Consider the following 18,491-nt stretch of genomic DNA (forward strand, 5'->3'; position numbering starts at 1 on the left):
ATTATTTTTCGGAGGAAAAAGAAATGTCCATTAATTGGCAGGAAATTTTATTTCACTTTTTAGGAGGTCTAGGACTGTTTTTATACAGTATTAAGACCATGGGAGACGGTTTGCAACAAGCTGCTGGAGATCGCCTTCGTTTTTACATTGACAAGTACACCAGCAACCCCTTTTTAGGTGTTCTAGTCGGGATTGTCGTGACTGCCCTCATTCAGTCAAGTACAGGGGTTACAGTTATCACGGTTGGGCTGGTCAGCGCTAGTCTTCTCACTCTTAGACAGGCTATCGGAATTATCATGGGAGCCAACATCGGAACCACCGTCACTTCCTTTATCATCGGTTTCAAGCTTGGTGAGTATGCTTTACCCTTGATTTTCCTTGGAACCATGTTCCTCTTCTTTACAAAAAACAGAACAGCAAACAATATCGGGCGCATCCTGTTTGGTGTAGGGGGGATCTTCTATGCTCTCAACCTCATCAGTGCCGGTATGAGTCCGCTTAAAGATTTACCACAATTCAAGGAATATATGGTAACCTTGGGACAAAATCCTATTTTAGGAGTAGTAGCCGGTGCAGTGATTACCGTCCTCATCCAGGCTTCCTCGGCTACAATCGGGATTTTGCAAGGCCTCTATGCAGGTGGTTTCCTTGACCTTAAAGGTTCACTACCAGTTCTCTTCGGAGATAATATCGGGACAACCTTAACCGTTATCATTGCAGCAGCTGGAGCTAACATCTCTGCAAAACGCGTTGCAGCAACCCACGTTACCTTTAACGTTTTAGGAACTATTCTTTGCTTAATCCTATTAGGCCCCTTCACTGCTATGATCGAGTACTTCCAGGCACTCCTTCACCTCTCACCTGAGATGACAATCGCCTTCTCTCACGGTGCCTTTAACGTAAGTAACACCATTGTACAATTTCCATTCATCGGAGCCTTGGCCTACTTTGTAACCAAGCTCATCCCTGGTGAAGACGAGGTTGTCAAGTACGAGCCCCTTTATCTCGACGAACAACTTATCCAGCAATCTCCTTCCATCGCTCTAGGGAACGCCAAAAAAGAACTCTTGCACTTGGGGAACTATGCAACCAAAGCTTTTGACCTTTCTTATACCTATATCATCGGTTTGGATGAAAAGGTAGCTGAAAAAGGGCATAAGACAGAGGAAGCCATCAATACCATCGATGAAAAACTCACTCGTTACCTCATTCGACTCTCAAGCGAATCCTTGAGTCAGAAAGAAAGCGAAGTCTTGACCAACATTCTGGATTCATCTCGTGATTTGGAACGGATTGGGGACCACGCAGAAGGCTTGCTCAACCTAACAGACTACCTCCAACGTAAGAATGTTCAATTTTCTGATGCTGCTTTAGAGGAGTTGGCTGAGATTTATCAAGCAACAACTGCATTCATCAAAGATGCCCTTGATAGTGTGGAAAACAATGATATTGAAAAAGCTCAAAGTCTGATTGAACGCCATAAAGAAATCAACAATATGGAACGCGTTCTCAGAAAGACCCACATCAAACGCCTTAACAAGGGTGAGTGTTCTACACAAGCTGGAGTCAACTTTATCGACATCATTTCCCACTACACTCGTGTGTCTGACCATGCTATGAACCTAGCTGAAAAGGTCATCGCTGAACAAATCTAAGTACCAAAAAGCTATCCTGAATGGGATGGCTTTTTCATTTCCTCATCAAAAATGTTTTTTCTGACATATAAAAAATGCTTTGATTCACAATGGAATCAAAGCATTTTAAAGAGTTCTCCAAACATGATAGCAGAAACTGCAGTGCCCCTGTACTTGGCTTCTTCTCTTTTGATAAAACGCGCCAAATTGATCAATTCAGGTGCTGGGTGTTTGGGATTGATGAGCAATTCACGGGTGACCAGTCCTGAGAGACGGACTGCTAGTAATTGCTCATTTGTAGTAGGTAGTTTTTTAGCAGTCTCTAGGAGAGCAGCAACTAAATCTTCACTCAAGCCCTGACGGGCATGATTATAGAGTTCTTTTATAAGGCTTTCTAGGTTTGGTTCTGCCATACGGCACCTCCCTTATGCTTAATAATTTTTAATCAAATCAACCGTTGAACGATCCAGTTTTTTCACCAAGGCTTGCAAGAAAGCTTGAGCTTCTAGGAAGTCATCCATCGCGTAGAGGGTTTGGTGAGAGTGGATATAACGGGCACAGACACCGATAGTTGTAGATGGGACGCCACCATTTTTCAGATGAGCTGCTCCAGCGTCCGTTCCGCCTTTTCCACAGTAGTATTGGTACTTGATGCCCGCTTCTTCAGCCGTTGTCAAAAGGAAATCTTTCATACCTGGGAGAAGCAAATGACCAGGATCATAGAAACGAATCAAGGTTCCATCCCCAATCTTGCCTTGGCCACCATAAACATCACCAGCAGGTGAACAGTCAACGGCTAGGAAGACTTCTGGGTCAAACTTGGTTGTGGAAGTATGAGCACCACGCAGACCAACCTCTTCTTGGACGTTCGAGCCAAGGTAGAGTTCATTTCCCAGTTTTTGACCTGATAAAGCTTCAGCTAGCTCGCTTACCATGAGGACACCGTAGCGATTGTCCCAAGCTTTTGAGATGATATTTTTTTCATTGGCTGTCAAGATAGCAGAGCTATCAGGGACAATGGTGTCACCCGGACGGATACTAAAGCTTTCTGCCTCAGCCTTGTCCGCAAACCCTCCATCAAAAATGATATCAGAGATAGCTGGCATGGTTGGCCCTCCTGTTCCACGTGTCAAATGTGGAGGGACAGAACCTGAGATCACTGGAATTTCACGACCGTCACGAGTAAAGAGTTTAAAGCGTTGGCTGCTGACCACCATAGGATTCCAGCCACCGATTTCAACGACACGGAAGGTACCATCTGGCTTAATCTCGCTGACCATAAAACCAACTTCGTCCATGTGAGAAGCGACCAAGACGCGTGGTGCATCAGTAGCTTCTGAATGCTTGATACCGAAAATACCACCCAAGCCATCTGTCACTACTTCATCCACATGCGGTGTCAACTTTTCACGAAGATAAGTCCGTACAGGCGCTTCATGACCTGAGATTGCAGCAAGCTCTGTTACTTCTTTGATTTCTGAAAATAATGTTGTCATATCAGTTCCTTCTTTCTGTCCTCCATTTTACCACTTTTTATAGGAGAAGGATAGTGAAAATCTTAATCTTCCAACTTCCTTTCTAGAGTATACAAAAAAGAATCAGGCTGATTCTTTTTGTTTATGATTTCGTCTGAGGGAAAAGTGGTCTGGGACGGGATCTTTTCCTATTGGCGACCAAGGATGGCATCGGAAAATTCGAGCCAAGCCCATCAGAACACCCTTGAAGCCATGTTTTTCAATAGCCTGAATCATATAGTTTGAACAAGTCGGCTCAAAGCGACAAGAAGGTGGAAAGGCTGGGGAGATAAAACGTTGGTAAAAGCGTACTGGCGCTATTAAGATGCGTTTCATTATTTCTTGGTTACAGCCATAGTGTGTAGTTGGCTGATTTCTTTTTTATTAAGGCGACGGGATTCTCCTGGACGAAGACCTGTCAAGTCTAGGTGTCCAAAACGTGTCCGAGACAACTTATCCACTTGAAGACCGACAGCTTCAAACATCTTTTTAACCTGATGGTTACGTCCTTCATGGATGGTCAACTGTACCACAGAGCGATTTTTAACTGGATCCACTTTGAGAATTTCATAAACAGCTGGCTTGGTTTTCTTGCCATCAATCTCAAGACCGCGGGTCAAGGGGCGGAGATTGTCCTTATTAGCCACACCTTTAACACGCGCGACATAGACCTTGTCAATCTCATTACGGGGGTGAATCATTTCATCTGTAAAGTCCCCATCATTGGTCAAAATCAAGACACCTGATGTATCCCAGTCCAAACGTCCCACAGGGTAAATGCGTTCTTTGACATTAGGCAAGAGATCCACAACAGTCTTGCGGCCCTTATCATCTGTCACACTGGAAATCACTCCGCGTGGTTTATTGAGCAAGTAGTAGACCTTTTCTTCGTTGTAGATAGGCTGGCCTTCAACTTCAACCTTATCACCAGCCTTGATAGTCGTTGCGAGTTCACGTACCACTTGGCCGTTGACGGTTACCAAGCCTTGCTTGATCAACTCTTCTGCTTTTCTCCTACTGGCCACACCTGCGTGGGCAATATATTTATTGATTCTCATCTTCTTCTATCCTTTCACCAAATAATTGGCTTTCTTGGGCTTGAATCTCAAGCTCATCAATCACTGGTAATTCTTCCAAATGGTTAATTCCCATATAATCTAGGAAATAATCCGTAGTCACATAGAGGTTGGGGCGCCCCAACACTTCTTTTTTCCCATCTTCTCTTATCAATTCAAAAGCCTGCAACTTTGCCAATGCTCCACTCGAATTGACCCCACGAATAGCATCAATCTCAATTCGGGTAATCGGTTGCTTGTAGGCAATGATGGACAAGGTCTCAAGGGCAGCCCGAGACAAGCTCTGGTTGATGGGTGCCTTGGAGTATTCCTTCAAAATCTCTGCAAATTGAGGCTTGGTGACCAATCTGTAAGCACCACCTGTCTCGATCAGGGACAAGCTTGACTCTTGGTCTTTTTCATACTTCTGGGCTAATTTTTCTAAACTCTGTTGGATGCCTGTCGGTGGAAGTGAGAGGAGTTCAGCCAACTGACGAACCCGAATCCCATCTTCACCTGCCACAAACAAGAGCGCTTCTATTTCTGCTAAAGTACTCATCTTTCCTCTCTATCAAGTCTAGCTTTGTGCCTCTTGACTTTCTTCCTTCTTTTCCATGAGATAGATATCTCCGAAACTCTCCTCTTGAACGAGGATCAGTTCCTGGGTTTTGATTAACTCTAGGGTCGCCAAAAAGAGGGTAATGACCTCTTGGACATTCTGGGCTTCCTTGAACAAATCCTGCAAACGCAACTGGTCTCGTCCAGACAAGGACTCTTTTACGATGACCATCATGTCCTCAATCTTATACTCATCCCGCAAGATGGTCGTGTGGTTCTGTGCGAACTCCTCTTTTTTCTTGGCTAGGATATTTGAAAAAGCCAAAAAGAGGTCAATAGTTGTCTTGTCATGCACAAGCTCCGCATCCTCGTAAATCAACTCTGTTGGCGCTTTGGAATAGTACTGGGCCCGATCTTGGTGCTTAGCCTCCAAGTGCTCACCCAAGAGCTTGAACTTGCGGTATTCTTCGATTTGAGAGAGAAGGTCCTGCTCTAGGTCATCCTCCAAGTCTGTCACTTCTGCTACCTTTGGAAGAAGCTTGCGACTCTTGATCAGCATGAGCTGACTAGCCATAACCATATACTCGCCCGTTACTTCCAGACGCATGGCCTGCAGAGTTGAGACATAGGCTAGATACTGTTCGATAACTTCTGTAATAGGCACATCGTAGATATCCATCTGGTACTTAGAAACCAAGTGCAAGAGTAAGTCCAGTGGCCCTTCAAAATCTTTTAATTTAATATCCATTATCTATATTTTTCTAAGGTCAGGACTGTTTTTAATCCTAATTTTTTTGCAATTTCGTACAAATCGACCTTGTTTTCTATCTGTCTTAGAATGAACTGTTCCCGTAGGGCTTGGGCTGATAGTTCTGGGAAACCTTTCTCCTTGACAAAGGACTCCAGCTGACGAAAGGCCCACTGACGAGAATAGACTTTCCCTCCCCTTTCAAAGAGATAGGTCTGCCCCATCAAGGGTTCTAGCTCTGGAATCAAGGTCGTGGGTATGGTGACAATCCTCTGTTGGGAAGTCTTGTTAATTCGCAACACCTGAAAATCCAGATTGATATCTGCAACCTTTAGGGCTAAAATCTCACTTGGCAAGAGCCCTAGTTCCAAGATAAGAAGCGCAAGCAAGCGTCCCTCTGGATAATTACTTTCCTGCCAAAAAGACTCTAGGTCTATCAGTTCTGGCTTTTCGGTCTTCTTTTCAGCTTGTTGGGCTAATTCCAAGCGGTAAAAACTGTCCACCTCTCCTCTTTGATAAAGAAAGTAGAGAAATTGGTTACAGGCAGAAAGTTTCCTTTTCTGGGCACTCATTTTTAGATTGGCTAGCTGGGATTGGTAAATCTTGAGACTGGTCTCAGAGATTCGCTCCCCTACCATATCTAAAAATTGCTCCAGATCATACCTGTAAGACTGCTTTGAATTGGCAGACAAGCCCTGCTTTTTCTCTAAAAAGGCTGAAATCCTATCTCTCATTTGCATCGAATCTCATATTCCTTACTAAAGTCGTGCAAGAGGGCATTAACTGCCTTGAGGATGGACTTACGCGTGATGATTCCTTGGAAAATTCCTTCATCATCTACCACTGGCAAGAAGGGTTCATCTACCAGTTTATGGAGGACTTCAGTGATGTTATAGTCTGGAGCGACGACTGCCACATCTGTCTTGGTCATATTGACGATGTCTGTCGTTGCCATCTGTTCATCCGTCAAACCTTGCTCCATTTGATAAGCCAAAATGTCTCTCAGACCAATGGTTCCGACAAAGCGTTTGTCAAAAGTCACAACAGGGATACGGGTATAGGTGATTTGACTCAATACCAAAATTGCATGGTCAGCGTTATGGGTATCAATCAAGGCTGCTAGATTCTCAGCAGGGGTAAGAAAAGTCTCTTCCTGCTCCAATAAAAATGCTTCAAATTCCTTGGCAATCATCGAGCAAACTCCTTGGACAGACCTGGATAAACCTCATGATCACGTGTCAAAAAGTCTACTTTAAAATAGCTGTCATCAATCTCCACACGGGCATAGAGGCATTCTCTGATGGTTCCTCGTGGTTGGCTGATGGAGCCTGGATTTAAAAAGAGTGTTTTGCCTTCCATCCAAGCATTTGGCACATGTAAGTGACCATAAAGACAGATGTCCGCTTCTTCTTCCTGAGCCCAGTAGTCCAACTTTTGAAAGTTGAAATTGATATCAAACAAGTGTCCATGGGTCTGGATGATTTTGGTCGGACCAAGTTGAGTCACCAAACGTTCTGGATAACCAGCATAAAAGTCCATGTTGCCTTTGACGACATGGATGCCCTCCCAGAGCGGAGAGTCTGGACGGAGTTCTGAGTCACCATCGTGAAAAATGGCATCAACTTTCCCCAGATAGCAGTCACGAATTTCTTCCACAATCAAGCTATCGCCATGGGAGTCACTCATTACAATGATGGTTTGCTTTGCCATGATGGAAATACCTCCAAAAGTTTCTTAACGGCTAAGGCACGGTGGGATTGGCTATTTTTTTCTTCAAGGGTTAATTCAGCTGCTGACTTGCCTGTCTCTCGCACAAGGAAGAGGGGATCATAACCAAAACCATTCTCCCCCTTGGGTTCAAAGTTGATATAACCTGGCCAGTCAGCTTCGACAACCAAGCTTTCCTTGTTTGGACTAGCTACGACTAGGGTTGTGTGGAATTGAGCCGAACGGTCCTTGAGTTCAAAGACCATGGCCAATTCGTGCAAGAGTTTGGCATTGTTTTCACGGTCGGTTGCTCCCACACCTGCAAAACGGGCTGACCAGACTCCTGGCAAACCGCCGAGGACATCGACTTTGAGACCTGAGTCATCTGCTAGCACCATCTTGCCTGTTAATTGGGAAATGGTTTCTGCTTTGAGGCGGGCATTTTCTTCAAAGGTCATACCTGTTTCAGCTACTTCAGGCAAATCTGGATAGTCATTGAGATTTTCCACATCGTAGCCTAACTTGTCAAAGATAGCTCGGAATTCCTTGGTCTTTCCTTCGTTACGAGTCGCAATGAGCAGAGTTTCTCTGACCTTGCTAGTTTCAAAGAAGGTTTCCACTTCAACTCCTTCTTTAGGCAATTCGACATGCAAAAGCTGTCCATTTTCAATCAAGAGCAGGGCACCCTGACGTTGGATGACTTCTAGATTGCGGCCTGCTTCAGCATTTAAAATCTCAACGATAAAGGAGAGCAGACGGAAGTTAGAAGACCAGCGCATCACCGTTATCGTAATCGGAAAGCCATTTTCCTCGTCACGAAAAATCCGCGCTAAATCCATAAAATCAAGCTCGAGAGAATCTTTGATAAGGCTATAGATGCCTCCATAGACATCCCAGACACCGACATACCAGTCCTGGTCATCCTTGTATTCATAAATTTTATTTGTCATAATGTTACATGCTCCACATGAATCTCTTTTTCCAGCCATTCTTCCCCAATCTGGGCAAAACTTTGGCTACTGGCTGTTGTGTAAAAACGATGTTGAAGAGGCCCCGCATCTCGGCTACGATTGATTTCAAAATAGTTCAGTAAAACCGAGATATCCCGTACACACTCTGCTCCACTATCGATGAGTTTTACATCTGGTCCCATGACATTTTGGATGATGGGGCGAAGGAGCGGGTAATGGGTACAACCCAGAATCAAGCTATCCACCTTGCCGACCAAGGGACGCAGGGTTTCATAAACCACTTTCTTGGTTACACTAGTTGATAAGGCACCAGATTCAACCAAGGGGGCAAACTTGGGACAGGCCAAACTTTCCACCTGTAAGTCTGGATCCAAATCATGGATTTTCTGACGGTAGATGTCTGATTGTACCGTCATGGGAGTTCCAATCACCCCGATTTTCCCACCTTGACTGGACTTGATAGCTGCCGAAGCTCCTGGCAAAATCACACCTAGAACGGGAATGTCTAGTTTGGCCTTGATTTCTTCCCAGACGACCGCAGTCGCAGTATTACAAGCAATGACAATCATCTTGACATCCTTGGTCAAGAGAAAGTTGACCAACTGCCAAGTATATTCACGAATTTGCTCAGCAGGGCGGGGACCATAGGGTGCCCGTGCCGAATCTCCAATATAGACGATTTCTTCATGGGGAAGCTGGCGCATGAGCTCACGAACAACAGTCAAGCCCCCGACACCCGAATCCAAAAAACCAATTGGTCGATTATCCATACAGTCTTCTTTCTAGTCTTTTTTCTGATTGATAGTTCATCATGATTCCTTGTCCTGAACGATCGGATAGACAGCTTGATAAAATGTCAACTTCCTCTCTCTTAATCATAATCAAATATCAATAGAATGCAAGGAAAAAGTCTTATCATTGAGAACTATTGAACATAGTGAGAAGTCTGGAACTTTCATCCCAGACTTTTCCTATTTATTTCTTTTTATTGTTAGCAAGGGCTGCTTTTTGTTGGCGGATGATTTGGTGGTAAACTTGTTGTACCTTGGCTTCGCTTGGTTTTTGACCATTTGCGCTCAAGAGAGCACGAACTGCCTCAGCATTCAAACGTGGGTTGTCCGCAAATTCTTTTTCAATTTGCTTACGAACCAAGTACATACCTCCAAGAGCTCCTCCTAGAAAAGCTAGCACAATCAAGATAATTGCTAAAAGTAAATCCATTCTTTTTCTCCTGTTTCTTTTTGAGTCTTCTATATTATACCATAAAGTGACTTTCCTGACTAGTTTGTTTTACGCTTTCAAGAGGGGGTTAAGCCAATTCTAAGCTAGTCTTACAATCAGATTGAACTATGAAATTACGAATAATTCCACCCTTTCCTCTCTTTCTTCTACTATTTTAAGAAAAAACAACAGCAAATATGTATCTTGCTAAAAAGCTCTTGACAAATGCTAAACGACCATTAGAATGGGAAGTGAGGAGATAAATAGAAACAAATTAAACGGGACTGCTTTATAAAATGTAAGCGGTTTCGAATAAACAAAGGAGGGTTTTATGAAAAAACACTTTTGGGAGAAATCCTGTCGCTATAGCATCCGCAAGCTGACGGTTGGGACTGCTTCTGTTTTGCTGGGGGCTATTTTTCTAGTCAACCATACTGTAGCTGCAGACAGTGTTGAGGTCAAGCAAACTGAACCAACCTCTGTCGAAGCTATCACTAAGCCTGATAGTGAACCCAAAGCAGCTGAAGCGACTGAAACTACAAATCCGTCTCTAGCCGAAAGTCCAGTAGTTTCCGAAAGCAAGCCAGCTAACGAGACTCAAAAGACAAATAGTCAAGCTAGTGAAGAAGCCATTGTTGAAGCCAAAGAAAATAAGGAACCTGAAAAAGCAGATCAGCCGGTGACAAAGCAAGAAAACTATCAACTCAACTACGATCAACCAACAGCTCCCTCCTATGATGGATGGGAAAAACAAGCCCTTCCTGTCGGAAATGGAGAAATGGGAGCCAAGGTTTTCGGACTCATTGGGGAAGAGAGAATCCAGTACAACGAAAAGACCCTCTGGTCAGGAGGACCACAACCTGATAGCACCGACTATAACGGAGGAAACTACAAGGATCGCTACAAGGTCTTAGCAGAGATACGTAAAGCCCTCGAAGCTGGTGACCGCCAAAAAGCAAAACAGCTAGCTGAACAAAATCTAGTTGGACCAAACAACGCCCAGTATGGACGTTACCTAGCCTTTGGAGATATCTTCATGGTCTTTAATAACCAGAAGAAAGGACTAGATACTGTAACTGATTATCATCGTAATCTAGACATCACCGAAGCCACTACGACCACTTCTTACACCCAAGATGGGACGACCTTCAAACGCGAAACCTTCTCCAGTTATCCTGATGATGTCACTGTAACCCACTTGACCAAAAAAGGAAACAAGACACTTGACTTTACCCTTTGGAACAGCTTGACAGAAGACTTGCTTGCTAATGGCAACTACTCTTGGGAATATTCCAACTATAAGAATGGTCATGTCACTACAGATGCAAACGGAATCCTTCTAAAGGGAACTGTCAAAGATAACGGCCTCCAATTTGCATCCTATCTAGGAATTAAAACGGACGGAAAGGTGACTGTTCAGGACGAAACTCTAACCGTCACAGGCGCAAGTTATGCAACCCTCTATCTCAGTGCCAAGACTAACTTTGCTCAGAATCCAAAAACCAACTATCGAAAAGACATTGACCTCGAAAAAACAGTTAAAGGGATTGTCGAAGCAGCTAAGGCCAAAGACTACGAGACACTTAAAAAGGCCCATATCAAGGACTATCAAAGTCTCTTTAACCGCGTTAAACTAAATCTAGGCGGAACCAAGACTACTCAAACGACAAAAGAGGCCCTTCAAGGCTATAACCCAGAAAAAGGGCAAAAATTGGAAGAACTCTTCTTCCAATATGGCCGATATCTACTCATCAGTTCGTCTCGTGATCGGACAGATGCTCTTCCTGCCAACCTCCAAGGAGTCTGGAACGCTGTAGACAATCCACCTTGGAACGCTGACTACCACCTCAATGTCAATTTGCAAATGAACTATTGGCCAGCTTACATGAGCAACCTTGCTGAAACTGCCAAGCCAATGATCAATTACATTGATGACATGCGCTATTATGGCCGTATCGCTGCCAAGGAATACGCAGGTATCGAATCCAAAGACGGACAAGAAAATGGTTGGCTGGTCCACACTCAGGCGACACCATTTGGCTGGACTACTCCAGGCTGGAATTACTATTGGGGTTGGTCGCCAGCTGCTAATGCCTGGATGATGCAGAACGTTTATGACTACTACAAATTCACCAAGGATGAGACCTATCTCAAAGAAAAGATCTATCCTATGTTGAAAGAGACTGCCAAGTTCTGGAACTCCTTCTTGCACTATGACCAGGCCAGTGACCGTTGGGTGTCTTCTCCATCCTACTCACCAGAACACGGTACCATCACCATCGGAAATACCTTTGACCAATCGCTAGTCTGGCAGCTATTCCACGACTACATGGAAGTTGCCAACCATCTGAAAGTCGACCAAGACTTAGTCACAGAGGTCAAGGCTAAATTTGACAAACTTAAACCACTTCACATCAATAAAGAGGGCCGTATCAAAGAATGGTACGAAGAAGACAGTCCGCAATTCACCAATGAAGGGATTGAAAATCACCACCGCCACGTTTCCCATCTAGTTGGTCTCTTCCCAGGTACGCTCTTTAGCAAGGACCAGGCTGAATACCTAGAGGCTGCGCGTGCTACCTTGAATCACCGTGGAGATGGGGGGACTGGTTGGTCTAAGGCCAATAAAATCAACCTCTGGGCTCGTCTGCTGGACGGTAACCGTGCCCATCGCTTACTCGCTGAACAGCTCAAGTACTCAACTCTAGAAAACCTTTGGGATACCCACGCGCCTTTCCAAATCGACGGAAACTTTGGAGCGACCAGTGGGATGGCAGAAATGCTTCTCCAATCACACACTGGCTATATTGCACCATTGCCAGCCCTTCCAGATGCATGGAAAGACGGTCAAGTTTCTGGCTTGGTTGCCCGTGGTAACTTTGAAGTCAGCATGAAGTGGAAAGATAAAAACCTGCAAAGCTTGTCCTTCCTTTCAAATGTCGGTGGAGACCTGGTTGTAGATTATCCAAATATCGAAGCTAGCCAAATCAAGGTCAATGGCAAACCAGTCAAGGCAACGATCCTTAAAGATAATCGTATCCAGCTTGCAACGCAAAAAGGTGACGTCATTACCTTTGAACATTTCCCTGGCCGTGTGACCAGTCTGACAGCCGTTCGACAAAATGGAGTCACTGCCGAACTTACCTTCAACCAAGTAGAAGGCGCTACCCACTATGTCATCCAAAGACAAGTGAAAGACGAAACTGGCCAAACCTCTGCGACCAGAGAATTTGTAACCAATCAAACTAACTTTATCGACCGCTCACTAAATCCTCAACTCGCCTATACCTATACCGTCAAGGCCATGCTGGGAGAAGTTCCTACCCAAGTATCTGAACAGGTCACTGTAGAAACTCCTAGTGAATTGATGGATGATCGGGATAGTCGTATCCAGTACGGAGCCGCCTTTGGAAACTGGGCAGACTCAGAATTATTTGGAGGAACTGAGAAGTATGCGGACCTTTCAAAAGGAGACTACTCAGACGAAGATCTCACTGCAACCATTCCTTTCAATGGTGTTGGTATCGAAATCTATGGACTGAAATCGTCCGAACTAGGTCTTGCTACTGCTAAAATTGATGGCAAAGAGGTCGGCGAACTTGATTTCCATACTGCTGGGGCAACTGAAAAAGGTAGCCTCATCGGCCGCTTCACAGGATTGTCAGACGGACCTCATACATTGACTCTTAGCGTTAAACGTGAGCACAAAGGACGTGGTAGTGAGCGCTCGAAAATTTCCTTAGACTACTTCAAGGTCCTATCTGGAAAAGGAAATACGATTGAAAAAATGGATGATCGTGATTCGCGCATCCAGTATGGTTCCCAGTTTAAGGACTGGTCTGACCCTGAACTCTACGGAGGTACGGAAAAATACGCTGACATCAACAATAGCGACTCTAGTGCAGCTTCAGAAGCTCAGGCAACTATTTCCTTTACAGGGACGGGTATTCGTATCTTTGGCTTAAAGAGCCTCGCTCTTGGACGAGCACGTGTTACACTAGATGGCAAAGAAATGCCAAGTCTAGACTTCTACACTTCAGGTGCAACTGAAAAGAGAGCTTTTATTGGTGAATTTACAAACCTTACTGACGGTCCGCACACCCTGACACTACAAGTTGACCCAGATTCGCCAGAAGGTCGCAAGAAAATCTCTCTAGATTCCTTTGATATCATCAAAGCCCCTGCTATTGGTATAGATAGTCCAAGTATCGCACCTCTTAAGGAAAATGACAAAGAAATTTCCTTAACCCTACCATCTGGAGACTGGGAAGCCATCGCTGTAACTTTCCCAGGTGTCAAAGATCCTCTAGTATTGCGCAAAGTGGACGAAACGCATCTGGTTACAAGTGGGGATCAGACCGTGCTATCAATCCAAGACAATCAAGTTCAAATGCCAATCCCTGAGGCTACTGATCGACAAACTGGAAAAGCGATTGAAGCTTATGCCATTCAAGGAACTACCACAAGTAGCCCGGTCGTAGCTGTCTTTACTAAAAAAGATAAGAAGAAGGTTGACGAGAGCCAGCCAACTACAAGTAAGGGAGACGAACCAGCTCCTACTGTTGAAATTCCGGAATACACTAAACCTATCGGGACTGCAGGGCAAGAAGTGCCACCCACTGTAGAAAAGCCTGAATACACCGAACCTATCGGAACGGCGGGGCAAGAAGAGTCTCCTACTGTAGAAAAGCCTGAATACACCGAACCTATCGGAACGGCAGGGCAAGAGGAACCACCTACAGTGACAATTCCTGAATACACTGAGCCGATCGGAACGGCAGGGCAAGAGGAAGCTCCTACTGTTGAAAAACCTGAGTACACCGAGCCTATCGGAACTAGTGGGGATCAGGCTGCTCCAACCCTTAGCCTTCCTGATTATCCAGTTCGAGTCTTAAAAGATAAGGAAACTGGAGTAGAAATTATTGGTGGAGTCAGTGACCTAGAAGGAATTTCTCACATCTCTAGCCGACGTGTCCTAGCTCAAGAACTCTTTAGCAAGACCTATGATGCTTACGACCTACAACTGAAAAATCCAACAGATCATAGTTTGCAGCCAAAAAGCTCTGTCTTGGTTCGCTTGCCTATTTCAGCTAGCGTAGAAAAGGTCTATTATATTACTCCGACCAAGGAGTTGCAAGCCCTTGATTTCGACGTTCGAGAAGGAAAGGCAGAATTCATCACTAGTCATTTCAGTACCTATGCTGTCGTCTATCAAGCTGCTGGAACAGCCCCTAGTACAGATGAAAAACCAAGTACTTCAGATGCAGAAACCTTGGCACACGAGGCTGAACAACCTTCAACTAGTCCTAGCCTTGCTAAAGCTGGAAATCATTCTCCTAAAGAACAACTTCCAGCAACAGGAGAAGCGTCCAACCCACTCCTCTTCTTAGCAGGACTCAGCCTAGCCCTTACAGCCACTTTTATGTTAAAAGGAAGAAAGGATGACTCCAACTAACCTTTAAACACACAAAAACAGGATGAAGATCACCTTCATCCTGTTTTATTTTGTCATCAAAAGTTATGTTTACAGCAGGTATAAAAAGGTTAAGGTCAAGAGACTTGCTAGAAGCCCAACTCCCCAAAAGAAGAAGTCAACCTTCCACTCGCTCCAAGGATTGCCCTTGCCTGAGAATCCTCCAAGCTCAAAATGGTGATGCACAGGTGTCATACGGAAAATACGCTTTCCACCACTAAGTTTGAAGTAGGTAACCTGCATCATAACAGAGCTTGTCTCAAAGACATATATAATCCCAATCAGTAAAAGGGTCCATTCTTGGTGGAGGGCCATAGAGATTGCTGCCAACATCCCCCCTAAAGCCAAACTCCCAACGTCCCCCATGAAGACCTTGGCAGGCTTGTGGTTAAAGACGAAGAAACCTAGCAAACCACCAATCATGGCAAGAATCACAAGAAGGATATCCAGTTGATTTTGCATATAAGCAATCACACCGTAGGCCGATAAGCTAATCACCACGGAAATACTGGCTAAGCCGTCGATCCCGTCAGTCAGATTCACCGCATTTGAAAAGCCAACTAGCCAGAAAAGGGCAAAGAAAATATAGAAAATGCCCAGATGTACTTGGTAGCCAAAGACTGAAAGCATGTCGCCACCACGCTCATAAAAGAGGTAGAAAATCACTCCTCCAAGGAGCTGAAGAGCAAGTTTTTGCTTGGGATTTAAGCCTTCGTTGATTTTACGAAAGACCTTGAGGAAATCATCCAAAAAACCTACCAAACCATACAAAACCAAGATAAACAAAATCATGCCAACATTGTTGGTCAATTGTTGGGTAAGGAGAGCAACCAGAAAGCTCACAACAACTGCAACAATCAGGAAGACAAGACCTCCCATGGTTGGAGTCCCAGCTTTAGCTTGGTGTTGCTTGACATCCTCGTGCATCTGCTGACCCGTAATCTGTGCTTTTCGATAAAATCGGATAAAGGCTGGAATACCTATCAAGGTCAATAGAAAGGCTAGAACTCCAGCACTAATGGAACTAATCATCTTAATCTCCTAAAGTTATTTTCATTTTTTTAATGTCTTTGAGGGCTGTATTGGCACGGACACTTTGTTTCTTGACCGTTTTGCCACTACCTTCCCACTCGACTTCTATATTCAGCCATTTAGCAAATGTTTGCACATTTTCATCTGTCCAGCCGTACATATCAGGCATTTCTTCGACCTTATCTGACAGGATCAAGATCTGCTGATTGGCTTCCAAATTATCTCCTTCAGAAACCGAGAGTTCCTTGATCTTGGTTCCTGTTCCGATAACAATTGGTTGGACCAGGTTTCGGCGCAATTCTTCTGCTAGGTCACCCGGAGTAAAGTCTTTGGTAGCCGGCATAGCATAGCTTGTCGTCTTGCTGACCTGATCCAAGTTCTTGGCAGTTGACTGAAGATTGAGGGATTCTTTCATAGCTGAAGCCCGCTCCAAGATTGGGTTGGCAAATTCTCCCAATTGGATACCTGAATAATGTTCAGGCTGTTGAACCGTTACATACAAGATAAAATCAGGATTTTCGGCAGGGTTCATAGCCACAACTGAGAAAATGTTGTTGGTAGAACCAACCAAGTAGCCTCCATTTTTCTCGTCAGCGATTTCGGCTGTACCAGACTTGAGGGCTACATTCTGACCTGGAACATTGACATTTGGTTTTCCTGTACTGTGGTTGTACATGGTACCGTAGACAGGATCTGTTCCGACCATGACCATGTGCTCCCGAGTAGAGGACGCTGCTGTTTTTGACACAGGATTTCCGACAATTTCCTTTTGAGACTTACGAACAGACTGGTCATTTGGATCATAGAGGGCACTGATAAATTTCGGCTCCAACATAACCCCATCGTTGGCAATAGCTGTAAAAGCACGAAGCATCTGGGTCTGGGTAACAGAAATCCCTTGTCCAAATGAACTCATGGCGATATTGACAATGTTGTCAGCAGGCAATTGACCTGTGTACTCATCTGCCAGACCAAAACGGGTCGGTACCCCAAACTTAAAACGGTTGAGGTAGTCCAGCCAGGTTGCATCCCCCATCTTTTGCTCAAGCAAGGTCATTCCGATATTACTTGAGTGAGCAAATCCTTGAGAGAAGGTCATGGTGCCACCACTAGTCAATCCTTCATTGACGTCCCAGTCTCGAATGGTCGCATCTGCTATTTTCAATTCACTACTGTTAAAGTACTCGCCACCAGGGAAGGTATTGTTGTCAATAGCCGAAGCCAACATCATCACCTTCATGGTTGACCCTGGCTCGTAGTTACTTTGATAGAGGATATCACGCCAGACAAAGTCTTTTGTGATGCCATCCTTGGTATCTGCATTAAAGGTCGGCCGTTGGGTCGTAGCCAGGATTTCCCCTGTTTTAGCGCTAACCAAGGTAGCCGTCATATACTTGCCTTTTACTTTTTCCTGGAAGGCATCCATCTGGGTTTCCATAAAGGATTGCAAGGGACTAGAAAGGGTTGTGTAGACATCTTTTCCATCTACTGTTTGTTGGGAAGCTTGATCTGTACCCGGAACAATATTTCCCAGACGATCTTTCTCATAGGTGATGATCCCATCTGTACCCGCCAGAATGTTATTTAAAGAACTCTCCAATCCAGATGTCCCAATCAAACGTTTGGTCCCATCCTCATTTTCATGGAGTTGCGCTAAACCGATAAAGGAAGAAGCAAACTGTCCATTGGGATAACTGCGGTTAGGGCTAGTTGTAAAGTCAACTCCCTCAACGCCAGCTGTTTTAAGGTCATTTTTAATAGCCATCATATTGGCATAGGTGATCCCATTTCCCTTGGTACCAAAAGACACCTGTTTTAGATCTGGCTGAGAAAGTTGTTCCTTGACATAAGACTCCTCCATATCGAGGTATTTATGGAAAATTTCAGCTACCTTATTAAATTGAGAATCTTCTACATAGAGAATTTTGCCTGTTGCTGACTTGTAGGTCTTGTCAATAACAGCATAGATATTATAAGAAGTTGCATCCTCAGCAATAGGCGTTCCATTACGATCGTAGATGGTCCCCCGCTTGGCTGGAATCGTCTTGGTTGTTTGGTGAACCTTTTTGGCCTCTTGAACCAAATCCTTACCAAATTTTTTACCCGTTCCGATAATAACCGCAAAGTTCACCAAAAAGACAGCGAAGAGTATGACAGCCAATAAACTCAGGCTTTTCCCTACTCTTCTGCGGTTTTCTTCTGGAGATTTACGATTACGAACGGCATAACGGATGATTTTTTCTTTCCACTGTTTCATTTCTTACTCCGTTGCTCGGATATTTTCGTTATTCAGCTGCAAATCCTTAGAGTTTGCAATTTCTTTCAAACGTTCTGAACGAATCAATTCATTAACCTCTTGCTTGGCATCGTCGAGCTCTGTTTTCTTTTCTTCGATTTGAGCATTGACCTTGGTCAATTCATTCTGAACTTGTAATAGCTTGGTCTGCATAAACACAACGCTAATTGCCAGGATAATCATTGTTGCAGCAATCGAAACATAGAAGGCCTTTTCCACACGTGAAAAACCTTTAAACTTCGTTTGCAATAACTGGCTTGTTTTTTCGATTCTTTCTGCCAT

17 protein-coding genes are annotated in these 18,491 nt (G+C 44.4%); 2 read left to right on the forward strand and 15 right to left on the reverse strand.

The window, feature by feature from the left end; all coding sequences use genetic code 11:
- Positions 1–23 precede the first annotated feature (23 nt).
- Positions 24–1,655: a Na/Pi cotransporter family protein gene (locus tag A0739_RS07195; protein ID WP_061587532.1), complete on the forward strand. Its 1,632-nt coding sequence runs from the start codon at positions 24–26 to the stop codon at positions 1,653–1,655.
- Positions 1,656–1,750: 95 nt separating this feature from the next.
- Here A0739_RS07195 and A0739_RS07200 read toward each other — a convergent pair whose 3' ends face one another.
- The 12 genes from A0739_RS07200 to A0739_RS07255 form a co-directional block, all read right to left on the reverse strand.
- Positions 1,751–2,047 (reverse strand): enterocin immunity protein, encoded by a 297-nt coding sequence (locus A0739_RS07200; protein ID WP_061587533.1) that lies wholly within the window; start codon positions 2,045–2,047, stop codon positions 1,751–1,753.
- Between the two features lie 18 nt (positions 2,048–2,065).
- Positions 2,066–3,130, reverse strand: a complete 1,065-nt coding sequence (gene pepA, locus A0739_RS07205; RefSeq protein ID WP_061587534.1) for a glutamyl aminopeptidase — start codon at positions 3,128–3,130, stop codon at positions 2,066–2,068.
- 102 nt (positions 3,131–3,232) lie between these two features.
- A complete protein-coding gene (yidD, locus tag A0739_RS07210; protein WP_061587535.1) occupies positions 3,233–3,484 on the reverse strand; it encodes a membrane protein insertion efficiency factor YidD in 252 nt (83 codons plus the stop codon).
- Positions 3,484–4,206, reverse strand: a complete 723-nt coding sequence (locus A0739_RS07215) for a pseudouridine synthase (RefSeq protein ID WP_001222211.1) — start codon at positions 4,204–4,206, stop codon at positions 3,484–3,486. Before A0739_RS07215 ends, yidD begins: the two co-directional genes overlap by 1 nt.
- Positions 4,193–4,762 (reverse strand): SMC-Scp complex subunit ScpB, encoded by a 570-nt coding sequence (gene scpB, locus A0739_RS07220; protein ID WP_000105290.1) that lies wholly within the window; start codon positions 4,760–4,762, stop codon positions 4,193–4,195. Before scpB ends, A0739_RS07215 begins: the two co-directional genes overlap by 14 nt.
- Before the next feature lie 18 nt (positions 4,763–4,780).
- Positions 4,781–5,509 (reverse strand): segregation/condensation protein A, encoded by a 729-nt coding sequence (locus A0739_RS07225; RefSeq protein WP_049550437.1) that lies wholly within the window; start codon positions 5,507–5,509, stop codon positions 4,781–4,783.
- On the reverse strand, positions 5,509–6,243 hold the full coding sequence (gene xerD / locus A0739_RS07230; RefSeq protein ID WP_330996835.1) for a site-specific tyrosine recombinase XerD: 735 nt from the start codon (positions 6,241–6,243) through the stop codon (positions 5,509–5,511). The genes A0739_RS07225 and xerD overlap by 1 nt, the downstream gene beginning before the upstream one ends.
- Complete coding sequence (gene cbpB, locus A0739_RS07235) at positions 6,240–6,701, reverse strand: cyclic-di-AMP-binding protein CbpB (RefSeq protein ID WP_000560696.1); 462 nt, start codon at positions 6,699–6,701, stop codon at positions 6,240–6,242. Before cbpB ends, xerD begins: the two co-directional genes overlap by 4 nt.
- Complete coding sequence (locus tag A0739_RS07240; RefSeq protein ID WP_061587537.1) at positions 6,698–7,219, reverse strand: metallophosphoesterase; 522 nt, start codon at positions 7,217–7,219, stop codon at positions 6,698–6,700. The genes cbpB and A0739_RS07240 overlap by 4 nt, the downstream gene beginning before the upstream one ends.
- On the reverse strand, positions 7,195–8,205 hold the full coding sequence (locus A0739_RS07245; RefSeq protein WP_414162711.1) for a nucleoside-triphosphate diphosphatase: 1,011 nt from the start codon (positions 8,203–8,205) through the stop codon (positions 7,195–7,197). The genes A0739_RS07240 and A0739_RS07245 overlap by 25 nt, the downstream gene beginning before the upstream one ends.
- Positions 8,163–8,957: a glutamate racemase gene (gene racE, locus A0739_RS07250; protein ID WP_000370363.1), complete on the reverse strand. Its 795-nt coding sequence runs from the start codon at positions 8,955–8,957 to the stop codon at positions 8,163–8,165. Before racE ends, A0739_RS07245 begins: the two co-directional genes overlap by 43 nt.
- A gap of 205 nt (positions 8,958–9,162) precedes the next feature.
- Entirely contained in the window at positions 9,163–9,408 is a 246-nt protein-coding gene (locus A0739_RS07255) for a YneF family protein (protein WP_000364980.1), read from the reverse strand.
- Positions 9,409–9,739: 331 nt separating this feature from the next.
- Here A0739_RS07255 and A0739_RS10205 point away from each other — a divergent pair, with 331 nt between their 5' ends.
- Positions 9,740–14,863: an SIALI-17 repeat-containing surface protein gene (locus tag A0739_RS10205; protein WP_082243832.1), complete on the forward strand. Its 5,124-nt coding sequence runs from the start codon at positions 9,740–9,742 to the stop codon at positions 14,861–14,863.
- A gap of 69 nt (positions 14,864–14,932) precedes the next feature.
- Here the strand turns inward: A0739_RS10205 and mraY are convergent, their stop codons facing one another.
- From mraY to ftsL, 3 genes are read right to left on the reverse strand one after another with little or no spacing between them, the layout of a single operon-like run.
- Positions 14,933–15,913 (reverse strand): phospho-N-acetylmuramoyl-pentapeptide-transferase, encoded by a 981-nt coding sequence (gene mraY, locus A0739_RS07265; RefSeq protein WP_061587539.1) that lies wholly within the window; start codon positions 15,911–15,913, stop codon positions 14,933–14,935.
- Between the two features lies 1 nt (position 15,914).
- The gene (pbp2x, locus tag A0739_RS07270; protein WP_061587540.1) at positions 15,915–18,170 is read right to left on the reverse strand and encodes a penicillin-binding protein PBP2X; all 2,256 of its coding nucleotides are present in this window, start codon (positions 18,168–18,170) and stop codon (positions 15,915–15,917) included.
- Positions 18,171–18,173: 3 nt separating this feature from the next.
- Positions 18,174–18,491, reverse strand: coding sequence for a cell division protein FtsL (gene ftsL / locus A0739_RS07275; RefSeq protein WP_061587541.1), 318 nt, complete (start codon positions 18,489–18,491; stop codon positions 18,174–18,176).

Origin of the sequence: Streptococcus oralis (genome assembly GCF_001588645.1) — a bacterium.
GTDB classification, from domain to species: Bacteria; Bacillota; Bacilli; order Lactobacillales; family Streptococcaceae; genus Streptococcus; species Streptococcus oralis_AB.

Bases quoted from the DNA above. Each gene is read 5' to 3' on its own strand.
- scpB (WP_000105290.1), bottom strand. From the start codon at position 4,762: ATGAGTACTTTAGCAGAAATAGAAGCGCTCTTGTTTGTGGCAGGTGAA.
- A0739_RS07215 (WP_001222211.1), bottom strand. From the start codon at position 4,206: ATGAGAATCAATAAATATATTGCCCACGCAGGTGTGGCCAGTAGGAGA.
- yidD (WP_061587535.1), bottom strand. From the start codon at position 3,484: ATGAAACGCATCTTAATAGCGCCAGTACGCTTTTACCAACGTTTTATC.
- xerD (WP_330996835.1), bottom strand. From the start codon at position 6,243: ATGAGAGATAGGATTTCAGCCTTTTTAGAGAAAAAGCAGGGCTTGTCT.
- pbp2x (WP_061587540.1), bottom strand. From the start codon at position 18,170: ATGAAACAGTGGAAAGAAAAAATCATCCGTTATGCCGTTCGTAATCGT.
- A0739_RS07200 (WP_061587533.1), bottom strand. From the start codon at position 2,047: ATGGCAGAACCAAACCTAGAAAGCCTTATAAAAGAACTCTATAATCAT.
- pepA (WP_061587534.1), bottom strand. From the start codon at position 3,130: ATGACAACATTATTTTCAGAAATCAAAGAAGTAACAGAGCTTGCTGCA.
- A0739_RS07225 (WP_049550437.1), bottom strand. From the start codon at position 5,509: ATGGATATTAAATTAAAAGATTTTGAAGGGCCACTGGACTTACTCTTG.
- A0739_RS07195 (WP_061587532.1), top strand. From the start codon at position 24: ATGTCCATTAATTGGCAGGAAATTTTATTTCACTTTTTAGGAGGTCTA.
- A0739_RS07240 (WP_061587537.1), bottom strand. From the start codon at position 7,219: ATGGCAAAGCAAACCATCATTGTAATGAGTGACTCCCATGGCGATAGC.
- mraY (WP_061587539.1), bottom strand. From the start codon at position 15,913: ATGATTAGTTCCATTAGTGCTGGAGTTCTAGCCTTTCTATTGACCTTG.
- cbpB (WP_000560696.1), bottom strand. From the start codon at position 6,701: ATGATTGCCAAGGAATTTGAAGCATTTTTATTGGAGCAGGAAGAGACT.
- A0739_RS07255 (WP_000364980.1), bottom strand. From the start codon at position 9,408: ATGGATTTACTTTTAGCAATTATCTTGATTGTGCTAGCTTTTCTAGGA.
- A0739_RS10205 (WP_082243832.1), top strand. From the start codon at position 9,740: ATGAAAAAACACTTTTGGGAGAAATCCTGTCGCTATAGCATCCGCAAG.
- A0739_RS07245 (WP_414162711.1), bottom strand. From the start codon at position 8,205: ATGGCTGGAAAAAGAGATTCATGTGGAGCATGTAACATTATGACAAAT.
- racE (WP_000370363.1), bottom strand. From the start codon at position 8,957: ATGGATAATCGACCAATTGGTTTTTTGGATTCGGGTGTCGGGGGCTTG.
- ftsL (WP_061587541.1), bottom strand. From the start codon at position 18,491: ATGGCAGAAAGAATCGAAAAAACAAGCCAGTTATTGCAAACGAAGTTT.